At 72.2% G+C, this 21,077-nt stretch carries 28 protein-coding genes and 1 pseudogene; 18 read left to right on the top strand and 11 right to left on the bottom strand.

Annotated elements, in window-relative coordinates:
• From AC07AW_RS06675 to AC07AW_RS06645, 7 genes and pseudogenes are all read left to right on the top strand, one after another.
• Positions 1–97, top strand: a pseudogene (locus AC07AW_RS06675) (ABC transporter permease); the annotation flags it as partial.
• Between the two features lie 303 nt (positions 98–400).
• Complete coding sequence (locus tag AC07AW_RS06670; protein ID WP_478814351.1) at positions 401–655, top strand: hypothetical protein; 255 nt, start codon at positions 401–403, stop codon at positions 653–655.
• A gap of 169 nt (positions 656–824) precedes the next feature.
• A complete protein-coding gene (locus AC07AW_RS06665) occupies positions 825–1,112 on the top strand; it encodes a hypothetical protein (protein WP_478814350.1) in 288 nt (95 codons plus the stop codon).
• Positions 1,113–1,155: 43 nt separating this feature from the next.
• A complete protein-coding gene (locus AC07AW_RS06660; protein WP_478814349.1) occupies positions 1,156–1,467 on the top strand; it encodes a DUF2087 domain-containing protein in 312 nt (103 codons plus the stop codon).
• A complete protein-coding gene (locus AC07AW_RS06655; RefSeq protein ID WP_478814348.1) occupies positions 1,464–2,093 on the top strand; it encodes a LysE family transporter in 630 nt (209 codons plus the stop codon). The genes AC07AW_RS06660 and AC07AW_RS06655 overlap by 4 nt, the downstream gene beginning before the upstream one ends.
• An 89-nt stretch (positions 2,094–2,182) precedes the next feature.
• The gene (locus AC07AW_RS06650; RefSeq protein WP_478814347.1) at positions 2,183–2,596 is read left to right on the top strand and encodes a hypothetical protein; all 414 of its coding nucleotides are present in this window, start codon (positions 2,183–2,185) and stop codon (positions 2,594–2,596) included.
• Between the two features lie 183 nt (positions 2,597–2,779).
• Positions 2,780–4,069, top strand: a complete 1,290-nt coding sequence (locus AC07AW_RS06645) for an amino acid permease (RefSeq protein WP_478814401.1) — start codon at positions 2,780–2,782, stop codon at positions 4,067–4,069.
• On the opposite strand, the gene AC07AW_RS06640 is transcribed toward AC07AW_RS06645, so the two are convergent.
• The 3 genes from AC07AW_RS06640 to AC07AW_RS06630 are packed head-to-tail and all read right to left on the bottom strand — an operon-like array spanning position 4,023 to position 6,852.
• The gene (locus tag AC07AW_RS06640; protein WP_478814346.1) at positions 4,023–4,688 is read right to left on the bottom strand and encodes a TetR/AcrR family transcriptional regulator; all 666 of its coding nucleotides are present in this window, start codon (positions 4,686–4,688) and stop codon (positions 4,023–4,025) included. The two genes, AC07AW_RS06645 and AC07AW_RS06640, sit on opposite strands and share 47 nt — an antisense overlap.
• A gap of 44 nt (positions 4,689–4,732) precedes the next feature.
• Positions 4,733–5,977, bottom strand: coding sequence for an MFS transporter (locus tag AC07AW_RS06635; RefSeq protein WP_478814345.1), 1,245 nt, complete (start codon positions 5,975–5,977; stop codon positions 4,733–4,735).
• A complete protein-coding gene (locus AC07AW_RS06630; protein ID WP_478814344.1) occupies positions 5,974–6,852 on the bottom strand; it encodes a pirin family protein in 879 nt (292 codons plus the stop codon). The genes AC07AW_RS06635 and AC07AW_RS06630 overlap by 4 nt, the downstream gene beginning before the upstream one ends.
• Before the next feature lie 133 nt (positions 6,853–6,985).
• Between AC07AW_RS06630 and AC07AW_RS06625 the strand changes: the two genes are divergently transcribed.
• The 5 genes from AC07AW_RS06625 to AC07AW_RS06605 are packed head-to-tail and all read left to right on the top strand — an operon-like array spanning position 6,986 to position 8,843.
• A complete protein-coding gene (locus tag AC07AW_RS06625; protein ID WP_478814343.1) occupies positions 6,986–7,555 on the top strand; it encodes an NADPH-dependent FMN reductase in 570 nt (189 codons plus the stop codon).
• Entirely contained in the window at positions 7,552–8,361 is an 810-nt protein-coding gene (locus AC07AW_RS06620) for an MBL fold metallo-hydrolase (protein WP_478814342.1), read from the top strand. Before AC07AW_RS06625 ends, AC07AW_RS06620 begins: the two co-directional genes overlap by 4 nt.
• Before the next feature lie 43 nt (positions 8,362–8,404).
• A complete protein-coding gene (locus AC07AW_RS06615) occupies positions 8,405–8,545 on the top strand; it encodes a hypothetical protein (protein WP_478814341.1) in 141 nt (46 codons plus the stop codon).
• A 14-nt stretch (positions 8,546–8,559) separates the two neighbouring features.
• Complete coding sequence (locus AC07AW_RS06610; protein WP_478814340.1) at positions 8,560–8,694, top strand: hypothetical protein; 135 nt, start codon at positions 8,560–8,562, stop codon at positions 8,692–8,694.
• 14 nt (positions 8,695–8,708) lie between these two features.
• On the top strand, positions 8,709–8,843 hold the full coding sequence (locus AC07AW_RS06605; protein WP_478814339.1) for a hypothetical protein: 135 nt from the start codon (positions 8,709–8,711) through the stop codon (positions 8,841–8,843).
• A 61-nt stretch (positions 8,844–8,904) separates the two neighbouring features.
• Here the strand turns inward: AC07AW_RS06605 and AC07AW_RS06600 are convergent, their stop codons facing one another.
• The 3 genes from AC07AW_RS06600 to AC07AW_RS06590 are packed head-to-tail and all read right to left on the bottom strand — an operon-like array spanning position 8,905 to position 10,146.
• Entirely contained in the window at positions 8,905–9,207 is a 303-nt protein-coding gene (locus AC07AW_RS06600; protein ID WP_478814338.1) for a hypothetical protein, read from the bottom strand.
• Positions 9,208–9,235: 28 nt separating this feature from the next.
• On the bottom strand, positions 9,236–9,661 hold the full coding sequence (locus AC07AW_RS06595; RefSeq protein WP_478814337.1) for a DUF4267 domain-containing protein: 426 nt from the start codon (positions 9,659–9,661) through the stop codon (positions 9,236–9,238).
• A 38-nt stretch (positions 9,662–9,699) separates the two neighbouring features.
• Positions 9,700–10,146, bottom strand: a complete 447-nt coding sequence (locus tag AC07AW_RS06590) for an anthrone oxygenase family protein (RefSeq protein WP_478814336.1) — start codon at positions 10,144–10,146, stop codon at positions 9,700–9,702.
• Positions 10,147–10,237: 91 nt separating this feature from the next.
• Here AC07AW_RS06590 and AC07AW_RS06585 point away from each other — a divergent pair, with 91 nt between their 5' ends.
• Complete coding sequence (locus tag AC07AW_RS06585; RefSeq protein WP_478814335.1) at positions 10,238–10,816, top strand: TetR/AcrR family transcriptional regulator; 579 nt, start codon at positions 10,238–10,240, stop codon at positions 10,814–10,816.
• 19 nt (positions 10,817–10,835) lie between these two features.
• Here the strand turns inward: AC07AW_RS06585 and AC07AW_RS06580 are convergent, their stop codons facing one another.
• From AC07AW_RS06580 to AC07AW_RS06570, 3 genes are all read right to left on the bottom strand, one after another.
• Positions 10,836–11,039, bottom strand: coding sequence for a DUF397 domain-containing protein (locus AC07AW_RS06580; RefSeq protein WP_478814334.1), 204 nt, complete (start codon positions 11,037–11,039; stop codon positions 10,836–10,838).
• The gene (locus AC07AW_RS06575) at positions 11,020–11,706 is read right to left on the bottom strand and encodes a DUF5753 domain-containing protein (protein WP_478814333.1); all 687 of its coding nucleotides are present in this window, start codon (positions 11,704–11,706) and stop codon (positions 11,020–11,022) included. The genes AC07AW_RS06580 and AC07AW_RS06575 overlap by 20 nt, the downstream gene beginning before the upstream one ends.
• A 99-nt stretch (positions 11,707–11,805) precedes the next feature.
• Complete coding sequence (locus tag AC07AW_RS06570) at positions 11,806–12,378, bottom strand: dihydrofolate reductase family protein (protein WP_478814332.1); 573 nt, start codon at positions 12,376–12,378, stop codon at positions 11,806–11,808.
• A gap of 112 nt (positions 12,379–12,490) precedes the next feature.
• Between AC07AW_RS06570 and AC07AW_RS06565 the strand changes: the two genes are divergently transcribed.
• Positions 12,491–13,804: a TerD family protein gene (locus AC07AW_RS06565; protein WP_478814331.1), complete on the top strand. Its 1,314-nt coding sequence runs from the start codon at positions 12,491–12,493 to the stop codon at positions 13,802–13,804.
• Positions 13,805–14,049: 245 nt separating this feature from the next.
• On the top strand, positions 14,050–15,573 hold the full coding sequence (locus tag AC07AW_RS06560) for a chitinase (protein ID WP_478814330.1): 1,524 nt from the start codon (positions 14,050–14,052) through the stop codon (positions 15,571–15,573).
• Between the two features lie 47 nt (positions 15,574–15,620).
• On the opposite strand, the gene AC07AW_RS06555 is transcribed toward AC07AW_RS06560, so the two are convergent.
• Entirely contained in the window at positions 15,621–16,571 is a 951-nt protein-coding gene (locus AC07AW_RS06555; RefSeq protein ID WP_478814329.1) for a hypothetical protein, read from the bottom strand.
• A 71-nt stretch (positions 16,572–16,642) separates the two neighbouring features.
• Positions 16,643–17,368, bottom strand: coding sequence for a PIG-L deacetylase family protein (locus AC07AW_RS06550; protein WP_478814328.1), 726 nt, complete (start codon positions 17,366–17,368; stop codon positions 16,643–16,645).
• Positions 17,369–17,514: 146 nt separating this feature from the next.
• On the opposite strand from AC07AW_RS06550, the gene asnB reads away from it, so the two are divergent.
• The 3 genes from asnB to AC07AW_RS06535 all read left to right on the top strand — a co-directional run bounded on the left by asnB (position 17,515) and on the right by AC07AW_RS06535 (position 21,055).
• Entirely contained in the window at positions 17,515–19,314 is a 1,800-nt protein-coding gene (asnB, locus tag AC07AW_RS06545; protein ID WP_478814327.1) for an asparagine synthase (glutamine-hydrolyzing), read from the top strand.
• Complete coding sequence (locus AC07AW_RS06540; RefSeq protein ID WP_478814326.1) at positions 19,304–20,203, top strand: hypothetical protein; 900 nt, start codon at positions 19,304–19,306, stop codon at positions 20,201–20,203. The genes asnB and AC07AW_RS06540 overlap by 11 nt, the downstream gene beginning before the upstream one ends.
• 105 nt (positions 20,204–20,308) lie before the next feature.
• Positions 20,309–21,055, top strand: a complete 747-nt coding sequence (locus AC07AW_RS06535) for an SDR family oxidoreductase (protein WP_086832434.1) — start codon at positions 20,309–20,311, stop codon at positions 21,053–21,055.
• Positions 21,056–21,077 lie beyond the last annotated feature (22 nt).

Raw genomic sequence — 21,077 nt, 5'->3', positions numbered from 1 at the left:
CGGCTACAACGGCTGGCTCGCCCTCGCCTGGTGCCTCGCCCTCGCCACCCTCGGCTACTTCTGGTCCAAGGCGGTGTTCAACCGAGACCCCAAGTGAGCCGACTGATGGGAACCCTCGCCAGGCCCGTCGCCACCACCCACCAGGGTGGCAGCGACGGGCCTTCGGTCTGTGGTGCACCGGGGGCAGAGCATCTCGTCCGCGACGGGCCGGAACAGCATCGTCTGGACGTGGTCACCGGGAGCACTCCCGTGCGCCTGCGAGCCGCGCGGAGGTCCGTGGTCCGGAGTCGGGCGGGGACGGCAGTTCCCGGAGGGGCACGTCCCGGAGGAGGTACCGGACGAGTCCGCCGGGCCGGTGTACGCGAGTCCCGTCACCGGGCAGTCCACGCAGGATGTGTTCGTGGACGTCGGTGGAGGCGTGGCCGGCGTCGAGCCAGCGGGCGGCGAGGCGGGCGAGCTCCTCGCGCATGCCGGGCGGGATGTGCCGCAGAGCGGGGGAGAGGACCGGCAGGGCGCCGACGAGCGCGCGGGCCTCTTCGAGCCGGGGAGGCTCCTGGGCGGGAGGGCGGGAGGTGTCTTCCGCAGGGTCTTTCTGGGCAGTCGGCCCGAACAGGGCATCCGCCGGGGCGGCCGGCCCCTCCCGAACGGGGACTGAACGGCATCTGTCACCGCTTCAGCCTCGCAGAACGGTCGTCCGACGGCCCCCGTCCCGGCGAACCCGTACGGCCACGGCACTAGCTCGTTCGGGCCCGTCGCCGTGCGGGGCGCGGGGGCGGCTGGTCTGCTGGGCGGGAACCCCTTCCCGTACGTACAGGAGCAGGACCATGCGCAAGGGCGTCGTCGTCACCGTCGAGATTCCCGGCGGGACCCAGGAGCAGTACGAGGAGGCCACGCGGCTGATCCAGGCCGCCGAGTGGTTTCCGCCGGCCGGGTTTATCGCGCATGCGTCCGGGCCGGACGCGAACGGCGGCGGGTGGCGGATCACCGACTTCTTCGACTCGGAGGAGAACTTCCTCGCCTTCGTGGAGAAGGCGAAGCCGATCTTCGAGCGGACCGGGATGCCGCCGGCCATGCCGAGCTTCCAGAAGGCCGTGAACATCGTCGCCGGCTGAAAATGCTTTGCGGGGCGGGGCGTACGGCGCCAGGCTCTCGGGCATGACCAGTCACCCCGCCGTCCGCCCCGTCGCGGACCTGTTCTCCGCCGACGGGCGTCTCCAGGCGATCCCGCGCAAGCCGGCCCGCCGTGAGGCGCTGCTCGCGCATCTCGTGGCGACCCTCTTCGAGGCGGACCGGACCTACCGTGAGCCCGAGGTCAACGAGGCCCTGCTCACCGTGCACGAGGACTTCTCCGCGCTTCGCCGGTATCTGGTGACCGGCGGGTTCCTCGTCCGTACGAAGGACGGCGCGGACTACCGCCGACAGCAGCAGCCCGGCTCCCCCGGAGGCGCGATCCCCGCCGTCGCGTGACGGCCGTGGTGGTGGCCGGCCTGCTGGCCGGCTACGGCATCGCGATCCCGGTCGGCGCGGTCGGCGCCTACCTGGTGGCCGTCACGGCCCGGGCCGGGTGGCGTACGGGCGCCGGTGCGGCCCTCGGCGTCGCCACGGCCGACGGGGTGTACGCCCTGATCGCCGTGGCGGGCGGTTCCGCGCTCGTGCCCGTCCTCGCCCCGGTGATGACCCCGCTGCGGTGGGCGTCCGCCGTGGTGCTCGCCGTGCTGGCCCTGCGGGCCGCGTGGGGCGCCCTGGCCGCGTACCGCGACGGCGGCCTCGCGTCCCGCGACGACGGTACGGCCCTGACACCCGCCCGCGCGTACGCGACCTTCCTGGGCATCACGATCCTCAACCCCATGACGGTGATCTACTTCGCCGCCCTCATCCTCGCCACGGGCCCCTCGGCACCCGAGACGCTGCCCGACCGCACGGCCTTCGTCCTCGCCGCCCTCGTCGCCTCCGCGAGCTGGCAACTCCTGCTCGCCCTCGGCGGCACCCTTCTCGGCCGGACCCTGACGGGCGCCCGGGGCCGGCTCGGCACGGCGCTCGCGTCGAGCACGCTGATCGTCGTGCTCGCGGTGAGGCTGGTGATGCAGGGTTGACGCGGGGCGGCCGTCGGGCTTAGTACGGAGCGGTGATGCTTCCCGGGGGACTGCACAGATGGATCCAACTCGGAGGAACGGCAGCAGCGTTGCTGCTGCTCGTGTTCTTCGGGGAAAGCGCCCTCGGGCAGTTCCGCGCCGGAGCGCGGATCGACGCGGCACCCGTGCGGGTGGAGGGCGTGATCAGCCGCGCCATCCCGCTGACCAAGAACGGTCAGTTCTCGTACGTGATCTCGTACGCCGTCGACGGCCGCAGCTACCGCACCAGCACGGACGACGTCCTCCTCGACCCGGACCTGCTACGACAGGCCGGGGTCGGCCTCGCCGTCCCCCTGGAGGTCGCCGCCGACGACCCGGCGACCGCCCGGGCCGTGGGCGCCCGCTACCCGGACGACAACCTCGCCCCCACCTTCGTCCTGGCCGCTTTCGCATCGGCGGTGGCGGCCGCCCTCTGCCTGTGGTTCGGCCGCCGTCCCACGGCGGACTCCCGCTCCGGCGGGTGACCGCCGGGGCGTAGGCCGTCGGCGCGGGGGCCGCTCTCACCCGTCCCGGGACGTCTCAGTACACGGGATCCGCTTGCCGTCCGACGGGGCAGGCGTCAGGCTCCTGCGCTGGTCGTCTGAATTTCGGGGGGAATCGTGACAGGGCGGGTACTCGGAGCCGGGCTGCGGCAGCGGCATCTGGCCATGATCGCGTTGGGTGGGGCCATCGGGGCCGGGCTGTTCGTAGGGTCCGGGGTCGGGATCGCGGCCGCCGGGCCCGGGATCCTCGTCTCGTACGCCCTCGCCGGCGTGCTGACCGTGCTCGTCATGCGGATGCTCGGGGAGATGTCCGCCGCCCGTCCCGTGACCGGTTCCTTCGCCGAGCACGCGCGGACGGCCTTCGGTCCGTGGGCCGGGCTGCTCGCCGGGTGGATGTACTGGGCGCTGCTCGTCGTGAGCGTCGCCGCCGAGGCCGTCGCCGCGGCGCACATCGTCGGCGGCTGGCTGCCCGCCGTGCCCGGCTGGGTGTGGGTGGCCGTCTTCATGAGCGTGTTCACCGCGAGCAACCTCGCCGGCGTACGGAACTTCGGCGAGCTGGAGTTCTGGTTCGCCGGGCTGAAGATCGTCGCCATCGCCGGATTCCTGCTGCTCGGCGTCGTCGTGGTCGTCGGGCTGATGCCCGGAGCGCCCTCTCCCGGGGCCGGGCATCTCCTCCACGACGGCGGCTTCCTGCCGCACGGCTGGCACGGCGTCGCCGTCGGCATCGTCGCCGCCGTCTTCGCCTTCGGCGGGCTGGAGACCGTCACCATCGCCGCCGCCGAGTGCGACGACCCGGTCCGCGCCGTGCGGGCGGGCGTCCGGGCCGTCATGTGGCGGGTCGCCGTCTGCTACCTCGGCTCGATGGCCGTCATCGTCGCGCTCGTCCCGTGGAACGACCCGGCCGTGGCCGACGGCCCGTACGCCGCCGTCATGGGCCGGATCGGCGTCCCCGGCGCCGCCGACCTCATGAAGGCCGTCGTCCTCGTGGCTCTGCTCTCCGCCATGAACGCCAACATCTACGGCTCCTCCCGCATGCTGTACGCCCTCGTCGGGCGCGGCGACGCGCCCCGCGCCCTCGGCCGGCTCGGCGGACGGTCGGGCGTCCCGTACGCCGCCGTCCTCGCCTCCGCCGCGTTCGGGTTCGTCTCGGTCGTGCTCAGCATGGTCTGGCCGCGCACGGTCTTCCCGTTCCTGCTCAACTCCATCGGCGCCGCGATCCTGCTGGTCTGGGCGCTGATCGCCGCCTCCCACCTGCGGCTGCACGGGCCGTCCACGCGCGCTGCCGTCGCGCTCGCCTCCATCGGCGGGGTGCTTCTCTTCATGCTGGGCGACGCCGCCAGCCGTACCCAGCTCCTCACCACCGGTGGCTGGGCCCTCGCCCTGCTGGTCCTCGCGTGGGTCCGCAGCCTCAGGCGCGCGCGTACCGCGCCAGGAACAGATCCACTCCCGAGCTGATCACCCGCGTCAGCTCCGCGTCGTCGATCTCCGCGTCCGGGGAGAAGGTACGGACGAGCTGCGGCACTCCCACCGTCGCCGCCACCAGCTGCTGCACGGCGAGCGCCGGGTCGGGCGCGTCGAGGGTGCCCCGGGCGTTCAGCTCGGTGAAGGCCTCGATCAGCGGGCCGTTGTTCATGTCGTAGCTGACCCGGTACCAGAGCTGCCCGAGCTGCGGGAAGCGGTCGATCTCGCCGATGACCAGGCGCCGCAGCGACATGATGTCCGGGCGCAGCAGGATCCGGGCCCAGTCGGTGGTGAGCCGGACGAGCGCGGCCCGCAGGTCGGGGGCGTCGGCGATGGTCGAGTTGGACGGCTCCAGATCGGCGTACGTCTTCGGCAGGACGCCGCCGATGACGGCGAGGAACAGGCGTTCCTTGCTGCCGAAGTGCTTGTAGATCGTCGCCTTCGAGACGCCGGAACCGCGGGTGATCGCGTCCATCGAGGCCGCCGAGTACCCCTCCGCGAGGAACTCCGCGAGCGCCGCGTCGATGATCGCCTGGCGCTTGCGCGAGGCGGCGTCGGCGGGGTCCGGGATGATCGGGATGCCGTACTCGTCGAGGGCGTCGGCGGCGTCCATGGCGGTGGTCCTTCGGTCGGTACGTACGGTGGCGGCGCGCCTCACTATATGAACTGAACGGTTTGGTCTGCAAAGGCCGCGAGGGCGGGGCCCGCCGCGACGCCGATCAGGAAGGCCAGGTTGAACAGGCCGATCGCCGGCCCCTGCCGGGCCGCCGGCAGACCCCCGGTCGCCGCGCCCGTGAGCAGCCCCTGGCCGCCGGCCGTGACCAGCGCGCTGGTCCCCGAGCCGACGAGGACGGCCACCGGCCAGGGCGCGGCCACGGCGAGGACCAGGGCGGCGGCCGAACCGAGCGCGAGGACGGTCTTGAGCCGGGCGGGGCCCAGCGCCGGGGCCGCGCGGACCAGCTGCCAGGACAGCAGCGCCCCCGCGAGCGCGGCGACGGACGCGAAGGCCCCGGTCTCCACCACGCCCCAGCCGGTGAGCGCGGCGACGCGGCGCGGAGCGGCGTACAGCAGGGCGAAGTTGACGGTGGAGAGCGCCAGCATCAGCGCGGAGGCGGCGAGGAAGCGGCGGTCGCGGAGGATGTCGAGGGGGAGGGACGGGGTGGTACGGGGGTACTCCGCGGCCTCCGGTCGTTCCCGGCCCGCCAGGCGGAGGACCGGGCGCAGGGAGAGCAGGCTCAGGAGCGGGAGGACCAGGGCGCCGCGCCAGCCCACGGCGCCGGCGACCGCCGCCCCCGCGAACAGGCCCACGGTGCCGCCGGTCGCGCTGCCGATCGCGACCAGGCCCGGGAGACGGCCCGAACGGTCCCGCCCGGCGAGCTGGAAGGCGGCGACGTTCAGGCCCGCCGCACCGGCCGCCTCCAGGGCGCGGCCCGCGATCGCCAGGGGCAGGTTCGGCGCGAGGAGCACGAGGAGCGCGCCGAGGGCGACGAGGACGGCGGCGGCCTCGACGACCCCGCGGGGCCCGCGCCGCCCGCCGGCGGTGGCCGAGAGCAGCGGGGTGCCGACGGCCATGCCGAGCCCGAACGCGGTCATCAGCCAGGCGGCGCCGGCGGGGGTGGCGTCGAGGGCCCGGGCGGCCTCGGGCAGCACGAGGCTGGGCCCGGACACCCCCATGGCGGCGGGAGCGGCGAGAGCGGCGAGGAGGAGCCCGGTCCGGGCGGGGGCGGACGGGGGTGTGGGGGCGGGGGTCGGAGTCGAGGTCGGGTCAGGGTCGGGGGTCCAGTCCCTGCCCGCGCCCGTGTCCCTGCCCGCGCCCGCGCCCGTGCCCGTGTCCCCACCCGCACCCGCACCCGCACCCGCGCCCGTGTCCGCGCTCTGCGGTCGTGGCGACACCGTCGTCATACCGGCATCCGCCCCATCCGCCCCTGCCTGAAGTCCCGCTCCGCCTCGCGAAGTTCCGCCGCCGTGTTCATCACGAACGGGCCGCTCCGGGCCACCGGCTCGCCGATCGGTTCGCCCGTCAGGACCAGGACCTCGGCGGCCTCGGCCCGGGCCTCGACCGTGAAGCGTTCGCCGTCCCTCGTGAGCACCGCGAGGTGGCCGTCCGGGAGGTGCTCGCCGGACACCGTGGCCTCGCCCCGCATCACGTACACCATCGCGTTGTGCCCCGCCGGGGCGCCGAACTCGGCGCTGCTGCCCGGCGCGAGCCGCCCGTGGGCGACGAGTACCGGCGTACGGGTCTCGAAGGGGCCGGTCACGCCGTGGCTGGTCCCGGCGAGGACGGTCAGTTCGGCGCCGTCCGGGGTGACGGCCACGGGCAGGTCGCCGGCCTCGACGTTCTGGCTCCGCGGCGGGACGCCCTTGAGGTGGGCGGGGAGGTTCAGCCAGATCTGGAGCATGTGCTGCCGGCCGCCCGAGGCGAGGAACTCCGGTGTGGGCAGGGCCTCGTGGACGATGCCGGAACCGGCGGTGAGCCACTGGACGCCGCCCGCGCGGACGACGGCGCGGTGGCCGCGGGAGTCGGCGTTCGCGATGTCGCCGTCGAGGACGTACTGGATCGTCTCGAAGCCCCGGTGCGGGTGCGGGGGAGCGCCCTTCGCCTCGCCGGGCGCGAGCTCGATCGGACCGACCTGATCGATCATCAGGAAGGGGTCCACGAAGGAGAGTTCCTCGGTGGGGAACGGTCGGCGTACGGGGAATCCGGCGCCCTCGTGCGTGTGGAAGGGGCGGGCTGTGCGGGCGACGGCCCGCTCTGTCGTGAGTGCGTCAGCGGCCATGCCTCGAATGAACTACACCATTCAGTTCACTGTCAAGACTGAACTGTTTCGTTGACAGAATGAACCGATCGGTTTAGCTTCGTGGTCGTCGAGTCCGGCACCCGCCGGCTCACCCGACGAACGGGGGGTTCCCATGTCCGCGTCCACGATCCTCGCCATCTCCGGCTCGCTCCGCGCCACCTCGCACAACACGCAACTGCTGCGCGCCGCCCAGAAGTTCAACCCCGGCGGCCAGGAGATCGAGATCTACGAGGGCCTGCGCGAGATCCCGCCGTACGACCTGGACCTCGACACCCCGGAGAAGCGCCCGGCCGTCGTCGAGGAGCTGCGCCGCCGGGTCGCGGCGGCGGACGGACTCCTCATCGCCACCCCCGAGTTCAACTACTCCATCCCCGGCGTCCTCAAGAACGCGCTCGACTGGCTCTCCACCGACTGGACCAAGACCGAGGGCCTCCCGCTGCACCGCAAGCCCGTCGCGATCCTCGGCGCCGCGCCCACCAACTTCGGCACGGTCCGGGCGCAGCTCGCCCTCCGCCAGGTCTTCGTCTGGACCGACAGCGACGTCGTCGTGAAGCCCGAGGTGCACGTCTTCCGCTCGCACGAGCGCTTCGACGCGGACGGCAACCTCACGGACGAGACGACGATCGAGCTGCTCCAGGGCCTGCTCGGCGCGCTCCAGGCCAAGATCGAGGCCCGGTCGTGAGCGTGACCGCCGCCGGCCCGGGCGCGGCGAACGCCCGGCCGGACACCGTCACCGCCACCTACCTGGGTACGGCGACCGTCCTCCTCCGCATCGGTGACCTCACGATCCTCACCGACCCCGCCCTGGACCCGGCCCCCGCCGACTACCCGGGCGCCCGCCCGCTCCACCGCACCGCGGGCCCGGCGCTGACCGCCGCCGAACTCCCGCCCGTCGACCTGGTGCTGCTCTCGCACGACCAGCACGCCGACAACCTGGACCCGACCGGCCGCGAGGTCCTGGCCGGCGCCGAGCTGGTACTGACCACCCCGGAGGCCGCCGAACGCCTGGGCGGCCGGGCGGAAGGGCTCGCCACCTGGGAGAGCCGAAAGGTCACGACGGGAACGACGACCGTGACGGTCACGTCGACCCCGGCCCGCCACGGCCCGGAGGGTACGGAGCAGGTCACCGGCCCCGTCACGGGCTTCGTCGTCGCGTACGAGGGCGGCACGCTGTACGTCTCCGGGGACACCGTCCGCCACGACGCCCTGACGGAGATCGGCGAGCGCTTCCGTATCGACACGGCCTTCCTCCACCTCGGCGACGCGCACTTCCCGTCCACCGGCGACCGCGCCTTCTCGATGAGCGCGACGGAGGGCGCGGCCCTCGCCCGCACCCTCGGGGCGCGCACGGTGATCCCCCTGCACTACGACTCCTGGGACCACCTCGCCGAGGATCCGGCCCGCATCACGGAGGCGTTCGAGGCGGACCCGGAGCTGGCGGGGCGGCTGCGGTGGCTGCGTCCGGGAGTGGCTGAAAATATGCGATGATCATGTCAACTGTCGGCAGGGGGCCGATATTTGGGGAGTTCGCATGACCATCAAGAAGCGCCTCGCGACGACCGTCGCCGTCGCCTTCGCGGCCACCGCCCTGGCGCTCGGTGCCACGGCCGCCCTCGACACGCAGGGCCCGAAGTACCTGGTCCTGGCCGGCAACGTCTCCAACTGCCCGTAACTCCAGGGGGATTCATGAGCATCAAGACCCGCATGGCCGCAGCCGTCGTCGTGGCCTTCGCCGCGACGCTCCTGGCGGTCGGTTTCGGCACGTTCGGCGAGCAGGGCCCGCAGTCCGTCGTCGCCGGCACCGTCATCAACCGCCCGTAGGGGGAGGAGCCTCCATGACGATCAAGACCCGCGTCGGCGCCCTGCTCGCCACGGCGGTCGCCGCGCTCGGCCTGACGCTGGGAGCGGCCACGCTCCTGTCGAACGGCTCCACCGCCGTCCTCGCCGGCAACATCTCCAACTGCCCGTGAATCCGGGGGGATTCACGAGCATCGAGTAGTAGCCCCGCGCCGCCGCCTCCGGCCCCTTCCGTCAGCGTACGGAGGGGGCCGTTCGCGTCGCCCGTACGGCCACGGCGGTCGCCAGCACCGCGACGGCCCCGGCGGCCATTACGCCCCGGCCGGAGCGGTACGAAAGCACCGACCAGCACGACCGCGCCGACAGCAGCGAGCCGACGCTCGCCCACGACCCGACGGAGAGCGCCGAGGCGGCGGAGCCGATCGACCCGACCGAGAGGAACGACCCGACCGAGCCGATCGACAGGGTCGAGCCGACCGAACCGATGGACAGGAACGAGTCCCGGGACCAGAGCGAAAGACGCGAAGAATCGGTCATGTACCGATCGTAGGCGCTCGTACGAGGATCAGGCGGGCTGCGGGGCGAGCGTCGCCGGAGCGGCCGCGACCTTCCGGGTCTCGTGCAGCATCAGCAGGCCGTTGACCACCATCAGCGTCGCGGTCAGGCCGTGGATGCCGAGCGCGACGGGGACGGAGCCGTGGTGGGCCAGCACGTTGGTCATGTCGCCGTACGCGGCGAAGGCCTCCACCAGCAGCGCCCAGCCCAGCGCCCGGCGGTGGCCCGTCACCAGCAGGATGCCCAGGACCAGGGCCAGGACGACGTCGCGGATTCCCTTGACGACCAGGAAGCCGCCACCGTCGCCGGACGGCCGGCTGGGCAGGCCGTAGCCCGGCGCCGTGGTCTGCGGGCTCAGGATGTACTCCGTCCCGAACCAGAGGATGAAGAGGATGAAGGCGGCGGCGAGAACGGTGTTGATCTTCTTCAACGACATGGTGCGTCTCCTCACGAGTCTTCGTTCGGTGATCGGGCTCAGACGAGGGCGGCGACCAGCAGGGTGAAGGCGGCGATGATGACGGCGACGCGGACGTAGTGGTAGCGGTCCCAGCGGTTCATCTGCTCTTTCCAGTCCGCGGGCCGGTTCTCGGGGGTCCACGTCTTGCCCCGGTTGTTGATCGGGACGAGCAACAGGACCGACATGATCACGCTCACGATCAGCAGCCTGGCCGCGACGACGACGAGTCCGGTGCCGTGGTCCTGCCATCCTGCGACCGCCCAGACCGCGCTCAGGACCAGCGAGCCGATGTACCAGAACGGCATCAGGGCGCCCAGCATCCGGCCCCCATGGGCGCGGGCGAGCTGGTCGCTGTCCTCGGGGAGCGCGCTGAAGATCCGGTTCATGACGAAGGCGACGGCGAACTCCACCCCCACCATCAGGCCGACGATCACGGTGGTGAATACCTGGAGTGCGTTGAGCATGATGACCCCTCCTGGGATCTAGCGCCGCTAGCTGATGAGGCAACGCTAGTACTGCTGCCGCTCGATTGTCTAGCGGTGCTAGGATCGAATCATGTCGCTACAGGAACGCAAGGAACGCGAACGGGCGGACCGTGAGCGCCTCATCGTGGCCACGGCCCGCGAAATCGCCGAGGAGCAGGGCTGGGACGCGGTCACCACCCGCCGGCTCGCCGAGCGCATCGAGTACAGCCAGCCCGTCCTCTACAGCCACTTCCGCGGCAAGCGCGAGATCATCGGCGCCGTCGCCCTCGAAGGCGCCGCCGAAATGGCCACGGCCGTGCGGGCCGCGGCCGCCGCCGCGGACGGCCCGCGCGCCCGGGTCACCGCCCTCGCCCGCGCCTACCTCGACTTCGCCGCACGCAACCCGGCGGTCTACGACGCCATGTTCCAGCTCGACGGCGGTCTGGCGTTCGCGCAGGAGGACACGCCGAAACCGCTGAAGGACGCGTTCGCCGCGCTGCTGGAGAGCCTGGGCGAGGTGGCCGGGGACGACGTCCACCCGGGAGTGTTCACCGAGACCTTCTGGGCGTCCCTGCACGGGCTCGCGACCCTGACCCGCGCGGGACGGCTGCCGGCGGAGTACGCCGAACGGAGAACGGAACTGCTGGTGGACCGGCTGGCCGTACTCTGACGCGCCGGACCGTAGAGCCTCAGCCCGCCTTGACGGCCTCGACGAACGGCGCCCAGGCGGCGACGGGGAGAAGCAGGACGGGGCCGTCCGGGCGCTTGGAGTCACGGACGGGGACGAGGCCGGGGGTGTTGTCGACGACTTCGAGGCAGTTGCCGCCGTCGCCGTTGCTGTAGCTGCTCTTGCGCCAGACGGCGGCGGTCAGATCAAGGGCGTTGCTGGCCATGTCGGTAGTCCTCAGCCGCTTCTTCGAGCAGGGCGAGGGACGCCTCCGGCGGCAAAGCGGCGGCCCTCAGCCGATCGTATGCCTTGCGGTACTGCTTCACGAGGGACGGATCGTCCACCGTCTGGCCGTGGTACGGACCCTCGGTGTACACCAGCGGCGCTTCGTCCTCGAACTCCATGAACAGCAGCGTCAGGGCCGTGAACGGAAGCGTCTGGGCGTTCCACGGCAGGATCTGCAGAATGACCCGGCCACGCTGTACGAGCTGTGCGATGTGCTCCAGTTGCTCGGCCATCTCTCCTGCCGGGATCACGGGATTCCGCACGAGGGACTCGGGCATGACCACCCAGTACTCGGGCTTCTTCGGGTCCTCGAAGAGCTTCGCCCGCTTCAGTCGCGACGCGATCTTGGTGTCGATCTCCTCCGGAGTGCTCAGCGGGTGCGTGGAACGGATCACCGCACGGGTGTACGCGGGGGTCTGAAGCAGGCCCGGAATCAGCGCGTTGCACCACTCGTCGATCGTCAGCGCCCGCTGCTCCGCCTCCGCGATCGGTGCGAAGTACGCCGCGTGCGCACCCTGCTTCGCCTTGCGGACGTCCTCGCAGCCCCGCGCGAAGAACCCGTCCGTCCCCAGCACGCGGTCCACGTGGTGGGCCAGGTCCAGCGGCATGCGGCGCGGGCTCGCGCTGCTCGACGCGGTGGCGGCGCGCTGGGGCGTGGACCAGGGGCCGTACGGCAAGACCGTCTGGTGCGAGCTGCCGGACCCGGGTTAGCGGACGACGTCGAAGACCTGCTTCTGGACGCCGTTGGCGTACGCCTCGTACTCGACGAGCTTCAGCTGCTGCGCGTCCTTGTCCGTGGCGCTGAAGAGTCGCTTGCCGGCGCCGAGCAGGAGGGGGAAGACGAGCAGGTGGTAGCGGTCGATCAGGCCCGCGTCGGAGAGGGCCTGGTTGAGGGAGGCGCTGCCGTGGACGATGATCGGGCCGCCCTCGGTCTCCTTCAGGGCGGCGACCTCGTCGAGGGAGCGGAGGATCGTCGTCTCGCCCCAGTTGTCGACGAGGTCGTCCTCGGTGAGCGTGGTCGACACGACGTACTTCGGCATCACCTTGTAGTCGGCGAACTCCTCCATGTCCGGCCAGACGGGGCTGAAGGCCTCGTAGCTGGTCCGGCCCAGGAGCATCGCGGCGGCCTCCTTCTGCTCGCGGCCCTTGATCTCGAAGGCCTCGGGGAGGAACTCGACGTTCTTGAAGGTCCAGCCGGAGTTGCGGTAGCCGGGCTCGCCGCCGGGGGCCTCGACGACGCCGTCGAGCGAGACGAAGGCGGTGCTGATCAGGGTGCGCATCTGAAGGTCTCCCACAGGTCTCGTGCTTGCTGTCACCCACTATGACCGAGGGGCGTTCGGAAACTCATCGGTCGGCCGGACGAGAGATCCGTGGCGCTGTCAGGATGCGGGCATGACACAGATCATCAAGGGGGGAAACCTTCCGCTCAGCGGTGAGCCGATGCGGGTCGCCGTCGTCCGCCGGTCCGGCGGGGCGGAAGCGCCGAAGGTCGACGCGGCCGCGCTGCTCGTCGACGTGGACGGCAAGGCCAGGGACCGGGCGGACCTGGTCTTCTACAACCAGCCTGAGCACGCCGGGAGCGGTGTACGGCTCCTCGGGGAGGCCCAGGGCGAGGGCGGGGTCGTCGCCGACTGGCTGGAGATCGACCCCGGTCGGATCGAGGACTCCGTGGAGCGGGTCGTGGTGGCGGCGTCCTGCGACGGCGGGACGTTCGGGGACGTCGAGGGCCTGTACGTACGGGCGGTGAGCGCCACCACCGGGGCGCAGTTGGCGCTGTACGCGGTCGAGGACGCGACGACGGAGACCGCGATCCTGCTGGGCGAGTTCTACCGCAGGAACGGGGGGTGGAAGTTCCGGGCGGTGGGGCAGGGGTACGACTCGGGGCTGCCGGCCCTCGCGACGGACTTCGGCTTCTCGGCGTCGGACGACGAGGCCGGGGACGACGAGGCGGGGGACGAGGACGAGATCGTGGTGGGGGCCGTACCGGAGGTCGTACCGCAGGCGCCCGCCCCCGCCCCCGCTCCCCTCGCCGTCGAGAAGGCCGGTGCCCCCGTCCCGTACTCCGGTGCGCCGGTCGCCGCGCCCCTCGGCCGGCTCAACGCCCTTCCCGCCGAATTCGGCCCGGAGTTCCCGTACGTCGAGTACCAGGGGGAGGGGAAGGAGGACGTCGAGACCGGCCTCACCCTGCCTCGTGGCTTCATCGCCGTCGACGTGATGAAGAAGGGTGCCGGGTACCTGGACATCGTCACGCTGACCATCCGCAAGCGCCGGTGGCGGCAGGTCATGCGGAGCCGCATGGACGATCTGCGCGGGGTGGGCATCCTGCACCACGACGGTCAGTCGCCGTTGCGGCTGAGGATCGACACGCGCGGCCGGTGGATGATCAGGCTCCGGCCGGTGTCGACGCTGCGTGCCTTCGACGGGCCGGTGGAGGGGTACGGGCCGGACGTCCTCGCGTACACCGGGGACGAGACCGGCGTCCGGTTCCGGTTCGAGGGCGACGAGGACAAGAAGGGGTACTTCGGCGTCGCGGCCCACCGGAAGGGCGGCCACTGGGAGTACCGGTTCAGCCGGCGTGACCGGGGCCGCGGGAAGGGCGACCTCCCCCGGGGCCCGCGGCTCCTCGTCGTCGAGGCGGACGGGGCGTGGTCCATGGAGCCCCGTCCGGGAGGGAGCGGGGGCTTCTGGTCCCGGTCCGGGCGCTAGAGGGGGCGGACGGGGGCCTGCGCGTGGCTCACCGGACCAATCCGGCCCGCCGCGCGCATCGCTCCAGCGTCCGCCCGTACTCGCTGGATGCACCACGCATCGCATCGCGTAATTGGTCTAGTCCAAGTTTGGTCCAGGCCATTGACGTGCTCATGGTTGCGGGGGTTACTTCGTATCCCAACAGTCGTGCGTCACAACGGCGTTGACGCACGCCCCGCACCCTCCCCCACAGACATGGGATCGCCATGAGACGACGCGTACGTTCGCTCCGTTCGGCCCTCACCGCCGCCGTGACCGCCGTGGCCGCCCTCGGCCTCGGCGCCGTCGCCACCGCCCCCGCCCAGGCCGCGACCCCGCTCCCCGCCCGGGTCTTCGCCCCCTACTTCGAGTCCTGGACCGGCGAGAGCCCCGCCGCCCTCAGCGCCCAGTCGGGCGCCAAGCACCTCACGATGGCGTTCCTCCAGGCCGCCACCAAGGGCTCCTGCACCGTGTACTGGAACGGCGACACCGGGCTGCCCGTCGCCCAGTCCTCGTTCGGTGCCGACATCGCGACCATGCGGTCCCGCGGCGGCGACGTCATCCCCTCCTTCGGCGGCTACACGGCCGACACCACCGGCACCGAGATCGCCGACAGCTGCACCGACGTCAACCAGATCGCCGCCGTGTACGAGAAGGTCATCACGACCTACGACGTCACCCGGCTCGACATGGACATCGAGGTCGACTCCCTCGACAACACCGCCGGCATCGACCGCCGCAACAAGGCCATCAAGCTCGTCCAGGACTGGGCCGCCGCCAACGGGCGCCAGATCCAGATCTCGTACACCCTCCCGACGACCACGCACGGCCTCGCCGCCAGCGGCCTCGCGGTGCTCAAGAACGCCGTGACCAACGGTGCCCGCGTCGACGTCGTCAACCTCATGACCTTCGACTACTACGACAACGCCGCCCACGACATGGCCGCGGACACCAAGACCGCCGCCCAGGGCCTGTACGACCAGCTCGCCAAGCTCTACCCCACGAAGACGTCCGCCCAGCTCTGGGGCATGGTCGGCATCATCGAGATGATCGGCGTCGACGACTTCGGCCCGGCCGAGACCTTCACCCTCGCCAACGCGCGCACGGTCTACGACTGGGCGGTCTCCAAGGGCATCAACACCCTCTCGTTCTGGGCGCTCCAGCGCGACAACGGCAGCTGCGCCGGCGGTGCCGCCGCCGACGGCTGCTCCGGCATCCAGCAGAACACCTGGGACTTCTCGCACATCTTCGCGCCCTTCACCAGCGGGACGACGACCCCGGCCGACGACTTCTCGGTGACCACCACCCCGGCCGCCGCCACCGTCACCGCCGGCGCGTCCACCTCCGCGACGGTGAAGACCGCCGTCACCGCCGGGGCGGCGCAGACGGTGAACCTCTCGGTCAGCGGCCTGCCCGCCGGCGTCACCGCCACCCTCAGCCCCACCTCGGTGACGGCCGGGGGCTCGTCGACCCTCACCCTGAACACCACCGCGGGCACGGTCTCCGGCACGTACCAGATCGTGGTCAACGGAGCGGGCCCCTCGGCCGGTCACGCCGCGGTCTTCGCGCTGACCGTCACCGGCGGCGCCACCCAGTGCACGGCGACGCCGTGGGTCTCCTCCGCCGTCTACACGGGCGGCCAGCAGGTCTCCCACAAGGGCCACACCTGGAAGGCCAAGTGGTGGACGACCGGCGAGGAGCCCGGCACCACGGGCGAGTGGGGCGTCTGGCAGGACCTCGGCGCCTGCTGAACCCCCGCCGTACCTGATGACCTGGGGCCCGCCGCGTGTGGCGGGCCCTAGCGTCGTCCCCAGCCGAAGCGGTCCAGGATGTCGTCCTCCCTGCGCTTCTGGTCCTCGGCCGCGGCCTTGATCGCGTCGGAGAGCGGGCCGGTCAGATGGTCGGCGAGGGCGCGGGAGGCGAGGACGAGGTCGTCGAGGAGCGGGCGGAGGCCGGCGGCGAGCGTGGCGCCGAGGGCGCCGCTCGCGCCGAGCTCCGTCATGTGGAGGCCGGCCTGCGCGAGGGGCTGCGAGGTGGTGTCGCGGATGTGGTCGGCGATCTCGCCGAGCCGCTTGCGCGCGCGGGTGTGCTCGTCCTCGTCGTGGACCAGATCGCCCCACCAGGAGCCGCCGGCGGAGGCCAGGTGCATGCTGTCGGCGCCGCGCTTGTGGGTGCCGGAACCGGCACCGGCGCCTCCGCCCGCGGGCAGTCCCGCGATGGACTTGAGCGCCAGGACGTTGGCGTCGTTCTGTACGCGCTTGATGTGCTCGTTGCCGCGGGTGTTCGCGGAGGAGACCTCGGTCTGGAACCGCGGCCTGGCCTTCTCCGCCTCCGCGGCCTGTGCCTGTCGGGTGGCGTCGCTGATGGACGGCATCTCCCCCTCGCCGATGGGGGAGATCGCCGACCGGAGGTTGGCGACGAGGTCGAGCACGGCGTTCTTGGAGGCCCGGACGATGTCGCCGCAGGACTCCATGCCGTCGGCGATCACCCCGGCCGCCGCGGACACCTGCTTGAACTGGCCTGCCACACCCTTCCAGTGCTCGTCCAGCGCCCGGGTCGCCTCGCCGTCCCCGCTGGACACGAGCCGCTCGACGGCCTTGCCCGCGTCCGCCCGGTCGTTCGCGAACTTGGAGCCGAAGGGGCGGAGGCGCTCGGCGCTCGCCTGGGCGTCGTCCTCGTTCGCCTCCACCCAGGGCAGGGCGTACTCGTCCATCAGCGCCTTGTCCCGGTCCGACCTCTCGATCGCCATGGCGTGAACTCCCCCCAGAATCACGTGCGTTGGTCAGTCACCGTCTCATGCGCTCCCTGAGGCGACAAGGCTCAGTCGATGTGCACGATCTGGAAGGCCTCCGCCATGCAGCCCGGGGGCAGGCCGCCGGCCGTCGCGTGTTCGCCGAGCCAGGTGCGCAGGAGGCCCGCCAGGTCGTCGAAGTGGGCCGTCTGCGAGGTGTGGATGCGCAGGGCCTCCACCTTGCGGTCGAAGACGGAGGTGACGTCGACGTACTGGTTGGGGGTCGGCCCGGTCATCAGCCACAGCTCGTGGACGGTCCACGGCTCCAGGCCCTCCTCCTTGAGGAGTTCCGCGTGCGCGAAGGGGTTGCGGGCCTCGGGGTAGACCGCGCGCAGGCAGGCGTCGCCGACCGCGCGGTGGTCGGGGTGGAGGTCGGCGACCCGCGCCCAGTTGATCTCGGGCGACGGGATGATCGCGCGCTGTGGGCGTACTTCGCGGATGACCCGGCACAGGTCGCGACGGAGCTCCACGGAGGGCTCCACGAAGCTGTCGGGGTAGCCGAGGAAGCGCACGTCGGCGACGCCGCTGAGCTTGGCGGAGTGGACCTGTTCGGCGCGGCGCAGGTCCGCCATGGCCTGGCGGGGGAGCGCTTCGTCGTAACCGCCGGCGCCGCCGTCCGTGACGATGCAGTACGTGACGCGGGTGCCGCGCTCGATCCACTGCATGACGGTGCCGCTGACGCAGAACTCGATGTCGTCCGGGTGCGCGGCCACGACCAGCAGGGACTCGGGGGCCGTCCGGTTGAAGTCCTCCATGGGGCCAGCCTGTTGGGGTGCCGGGGGCGTCGCAAGGCCAAGTCGTGGCGTGAACAGGACATGGCACTTACGCGCCATTCAAAAACTTGGTAGATTCAAATCATTGGGTGAAACGGGTTACGTGACGTGCTTGGAGGGTGACCGGTATGTGCAGGATCCTCGGCTCCTTCGCCGCCGGGGCGGACCGCCCCGAGCCGGCCCAGCTCGCGGCGGTCTCCGCCCGCCAGCGCCACGGCGGCCCCGACGAGCACCAGGTGCTCAGCGGCCCCGGCTGGTCGCTCGGCTGCGACCGGCTCGCCGTCACCGACCCCTGCGGCGGACAACAGCCCTACCGGCTGCCCCACCTCCCCGGCATCCTCGCCGTGCTCAACGGCGAGATCTACAACCACGCCGAGCTCCGCCGTACCCTCGCCGCCCGCGGCCACCGCTTCCCCGACCGCTGCGACGGCACCGTGCTCCCCGCGCTCTACGCCGAGTACGGCCCCGCCTTCGCCGAGCACCTCGACGGCATGTTCGCCGTCGCGCTCCTCGACCTGCGGCCCGGCTCCACGCAACTCGTCCTCGCCGTCGACGACATGGGCATGAAACCGCTCCACCTGCACCACGACCCGTACGACGGGTCCACCCGCTTCGCCTCCGAGATCCCCGCGCTCCTCGCCTTCGAAGGGGTACGGATCTCCCCGCGCGAGGACGCCCTCGACACCCTCCTCGCGACCCGCACCTCCTTCTCCACCCACACCGCGCTCGACGGCGTCGACGTCCTGCCGCCCGGTGCCACCGCCCTCGTACGGCCCGGCGCCGCCCCTGTCGTCCGCCGCCGGGGCCCGTACCGCGCGAAGCCCGCCGGTGACACCCAGGACGTCCTGCGGCACGAGGTGCGCCGGCTCGCCCGGGCCGAGGTGCCCGTCTGCGCCGTCACCAGCGGCGGCCTCGACTCCGGGCTCGTCACCGCCCTCGCCGCCGAACACGCCCGCGAGACCGACGCGCCGCCGCTGCACACCTTCCACCTCACCTACCGGGGCCGGTGGCCCGACTCCGAAGCCGCGTACGCCCGTGCCGTCGCCCGCCGCGCCCGGACCGTCCACCACGAGGTCGCCGTCGACCCCGACGAACTCGGCTCGCTCCTCACCCGGACCGTCCGCCACCTCGGCCAGCCCAACACCGACCCCATCACCCTCTCCACGTACGCCCTCTTCCGCGCCGTCCGCGAGAACGGCTTCACCGTCGCGCTCGCCGGAGACGGCGCCGACGAGCTCTTCGGCGGATACGACCGGATGCGGGTGGCGCTGGCGGCGGGCCCCGAATGGGCCGGCGCCTACACGGACGCGCTCTCGGCGGCGCCCCGCCTTCTCCGCGAGCACCTGTACACCGCCAACTACCGCGCCTACATCGCGGATACGGGCTCCGCCGCCGACCGCATCGAGCAGGAGCTGCGCTCGGCGGAGGCCGTGGGCGCGGACCGGCTCACCGCGATGACCGCCTTCGAGACACGGTGGCGGCTGCCGGCGTACCACCTGCGGCGGCTCGACCACCTGTCCATGGCGTGGGCCGTCGAAGCCCGCCTGCCGTTCTGCCAGCCGTCGGTGGTGGCGCACGCGCGGGCCCTGCCGGTGGGGGAGCGGACGGGGAAGCGGGCGCTGTACGAGGCGGGGGCGGAACTGCTTCCGGCGTCGGTCCTCCGGCGCCCCAAGCAGCCCTTCACGCTCCCGGTCGCGGCGATGCTGGCCCCGGGCGGGCCCTTGCTGGACCTGGTCCGCGAACTGCTGTCGCCGGCGCGGCTGGTCCTCGGCGGCAAGATCCGCGCGGACCGCGCGGCGAAACTCCTCGCCCGGCACCTGACACACCCGACGCAGCACGACGCCCAGGCGCTGTGGGCCCTGGCGGTCCACGAGCTGTGGACGGAGGTGGTTCAGGGCATGCGGATCCCGGTGGGCTGTGCGGCCTGAACCCCCGGGACCTTCCCGTCCCGAACCCGCGCCCACAACGGTCGGCGCCATCGTCGTCCGGGCCCTCGACGCTCCCGGGCCCACCCTCGTGCTGCGGGGCGACCGGCTTCCGGTCGGTGCGCTGGCGTCGGCCGAAGAGCTGACGCACCTGCGACGCGCCCTCGCCGGGACCGCCTACCCCCGCCTCAACAAGATCGCCCTCTTCGACCCCCGCGCCCTCCACTACCGCTTCGTCCAAGCCCTCCCCGACGGCCGTTTCGACTTCCGCGCCGGATGCGGGCACTCCCTCCTCGCCTGTGTCGTCGCCGACGGGCGGCAAGAGCCCCTCACCGTCCGCTCCGTGACCACCGGGGACACCGTTCTCTGTGAGCCGTACGGCGACTCGTACACGCTCAGTTTTCTCCGGGCGCCCACCGCACCCGGCACCCTCCCCACCGGCCGTCCCGTCGACATCCTCGACGGCGGCGTGCCCGTCTCCCTCGTGCGGTACGGCAACCCGTACGTCTTCGTCGATGCACGGCATCTGCCGGAGGCCGACCTCCACCGCCGGCTCCTCGCCCTCCGCGCCGCCGCCGCCCGTCTCCTCGGGCATCCACCGGACTCCGCCCTCCCCAAGATCGCCGCCTTCACCGACGGCCCCGGCGGGCTCTCCGTCCGGGCCCTCACCGTCGGCGGCTGGCATCCCCGGCTCGCGCTCACCGGTGCCGCCGCCCTCGCCGCCGCGGGGGCGATCGACGGGACCGTCGTGCCCGCCGTACGGGCGCCCGTCCGCACCCCCACCGGTACCGTCACCGTCTCCGCCGCACCCGACCGCGTCCGCGTCCACCACAAGCGCGCCGTCGTGCTCGGAAGCCTTGAGCTGCCCTGGCGTATCCACGCAACGGCGTGAATGCGCACCCCTGCCGGAAGGTCCTCACCCCCATTCCTCTGCCACGCTGAAATGGACCGGCCATCGGTATCCGTGGGACGTGGGACGTGGGGAGAGCAGACACACATGAAATTCGAGAATCTGCGTGTCGTCGTGACCGGGGCGTCCCGCTATTTCGGCCGCGCGCTCGCCGTCGGATTCGCGCATCTCGGCGCCGAGGTCTACGTGTCGGCGCGGACCGTCGAGGCCGCCGAGCGGACCCGTACCGAGGTGATGGGCTCGGCCCGTGACCGTATCCACGCCTTCGGCTGCGACCTGAGCCGGCCCGCCGAGATCCGCGAGTTCGCGGCCCGCGTCGGCGAACGCACCGACCGCGTCGACCTGTTGGTCAACAACGGCGCCCGCTGGCTCGACGGCATGGACCTGGAGGCGGCCAGCGACGCCGAGATCGTGGAGACGATCGAGTCGACGGCCGGCGGCACGGTCCTCATGGTGAAGCACTTCCTGCCGCTGCTGCGCGGCTCGCTGCGGCCCGACATCGTGAACATGGTCGCCGTCCGCGACGCCGAGGGCGCCTCCGCGGCGACCGCCGGCGCCGCCCACGAGGCCTTCTGGGCGGCGAAGAGCGCGCAGGCCGGTTTCGCGGACATCCTGTCGCGCCGGCTGCGGCCCTCCGGGGTCCGCGTCTTCTCCCTCTTCCCGCCCGATTTCTCGACCTCGGACCCGCGCTTCGCGGAATGGGACGGATCGAATCCCGACGGAATAGCGCCCGACGAGAAACTCACCACGCAGGCCCTTTTCGAGTGCATCGTCTACGCCGTCGAGCAGCCCCGTGACTGCTTCATCCGGTCCTTCCACTTCGAGCCCCGCTGACAGCCCCGCCGATCACCCGAGA

It is taken from the genome of Streptomyces sp. NPDC044003 (assembly GCF_056435185.1).
The sequence above is the reverse complement of the archived record's forward strand: the minus strand, read 5'-3'. Positions and strand labels throughout refer to the sequence as shown.

Bases quoted from the DNA above. Each gene is read 5' to 3' on its own strand.
- AC07AW_RS06610 (WP_478814340.1), top strand. From the start codon at position 8,560: ATGAGCATCAAGACCCGCATGGCCGCAGCCGTCGTCGTGGCCTTCGCC.
- AC07AW_RS06660 (WP_478814349.1), top strand. From the start codon at position 1,156: ATGACCAGTCACCCCGCCGTCCGCCCCGTCGCGGACCTGTTCTCCGCC.
- AC07AW_RS06635 (WP_478814345.1), bottom strand. From the start codon at position 5,977: ATGACGACGGTGTCGCCACGACCGCAGAGCGCGGACACGGGCGCGGGT.
- AC07AW_RS06585 (WP_478814335.1), top strand. From the start codon at position 10,238: ATGTCGCTACAGGAACGCAAGGAACGCGAACGGGCGGACCGTGAGCGC.
- AC07AW_RS06560 (WP_478814330.1), top strand. From the start codon at position 14,050: ATGAGACGACGCGTACGTTCGCTCCGTTCGGCCCTCACCGCCGCCGTG.
- AC07AW_RS06575 (WP_478814333.1), bottom strand. From the start codon at position 11,706: ATGCCGCTGGACCTGGCCCACCACGTGGACCGCGTGCTGGGGACGGAC.
- AC07AW_RS06630 (WP_478814344.1), bottom strand. From the start codon at position 6,852: ATGGCCGCTGACGCACTCACGACAGAGCGGGCCGTCGCCCGCACAGCC.
- AC07AW_RS06595 (WP_478814337.1), bottom strand. From the start codon at position 9,661: ATGTCGTTGAAGAAGATCAACACCGTTCTCGCCGCCGCCTTCATCCTC.
- AC07AW_RS06565 (WP_478814331.1), top strand. From the start codon at position 12,491: ATGACACAGATCATCAAGGGGGGAAACCTTCCGCTCAGCGGTGAGCCG.
- AC07AW_RS06625 (WP_478814343.1), top strand. From the start codon at position 6,986: ATGTCCGCGTCCACGATCCTCGCCATCTCCGGCTCGCTCCGCGCCACC.
- AC07AW_RS06550 (WP_478814328.1), bottom strand. From the start codon at position 17,368: ATGGAGGACTTCAACCGGACGGCCCCCGAGTCCCTGCTGGTCGTGGCC.
- AC07AW_RS06535 (WP_086832434.1), top strand. From the start codon at position 20,309: ATGAAATTCGAGAATCTGCGTGTCGTCGTGACCGGGGCGTCCCGCTAT.
- asnB (WP_478814327.1), top strand. From the start codon at position 17,515: ATGTGCAGGATCCTCGGCTCCTTCGCCGCCGGGGCGGACCGCCCCGAG.
- AC07AW_RS06580 (WP_478814334.1), bottom strand. From the start codon at position 11,039: ATGGCCAGCAACGCCCTTGATCTGACCGCCGCCGTCTGGCGCAAGAGC.
- AC07AW_RS06555 (WP_478814329.1), bottom strand. From the start codon at position 16,571: ATGGCGATCGAGAGGTCGGACCGGGACAAGGCGCTGATGGACGAGTAC.
- AC07AW_RS06640 (WP_478814346.1), bottom strand. From the start codon at position 4,688: ATGGACGCCGCCGACGCCCTCGACGAGTACGGCATCCCGATCATCCCG.
- AC07AW_RS06570 (WP_478814332.1), bottom strand. From the start codon at position 12,378: ATGCGCACCCTGATCAGCACCGCCTTCGTCTCGCTCGACGGCGTCGTC.
- AC07AW_RS06600 (WP_478814338.1), bottom strand. From the start codon at position 9,207: ATGACCGATTCTTCGCGTCTTTCGCTCTGGTCCCGGGACTCGTTCCTG.
- AC07AW_RS06590 (WP_478814336.1), bottom strand. From the start codon at position 10,146: ATGCTCAACGCACTCCAGGTATTCACCACCGTGATCGTCGGCCTGATG.
- AC07AW_RS06615 (WP_478814341.1), top strand. From the start codon at position 8,405: ATGACCATCAAGAAGCGCCTCGCGACGACCGTCGCCGTCGCCTTCGCG.
- AC07AW_RS06645 (WP_478814401.1), top strand. From the start codon at position 2,780: ATGATCGCGTTGGGTGGGGCCATCGGGGCCGGGCTGTTCGTAGGGTCC.
- AC07AW_RS06605 (WP_478814339.1), top strand. From the start codon at position 8,709: ATGACGATCAAGACCCGCGTCGGCGCCCTGCTCGCCACGGCGGTCGCC.
- AC07AW_RS06665 (WP_478814350.1), top strand. From the start codon at position 825: ATGCGCAAGGGCGTCGTCGTCACCGTCGAGATTCCCGGCGGGACCCAG.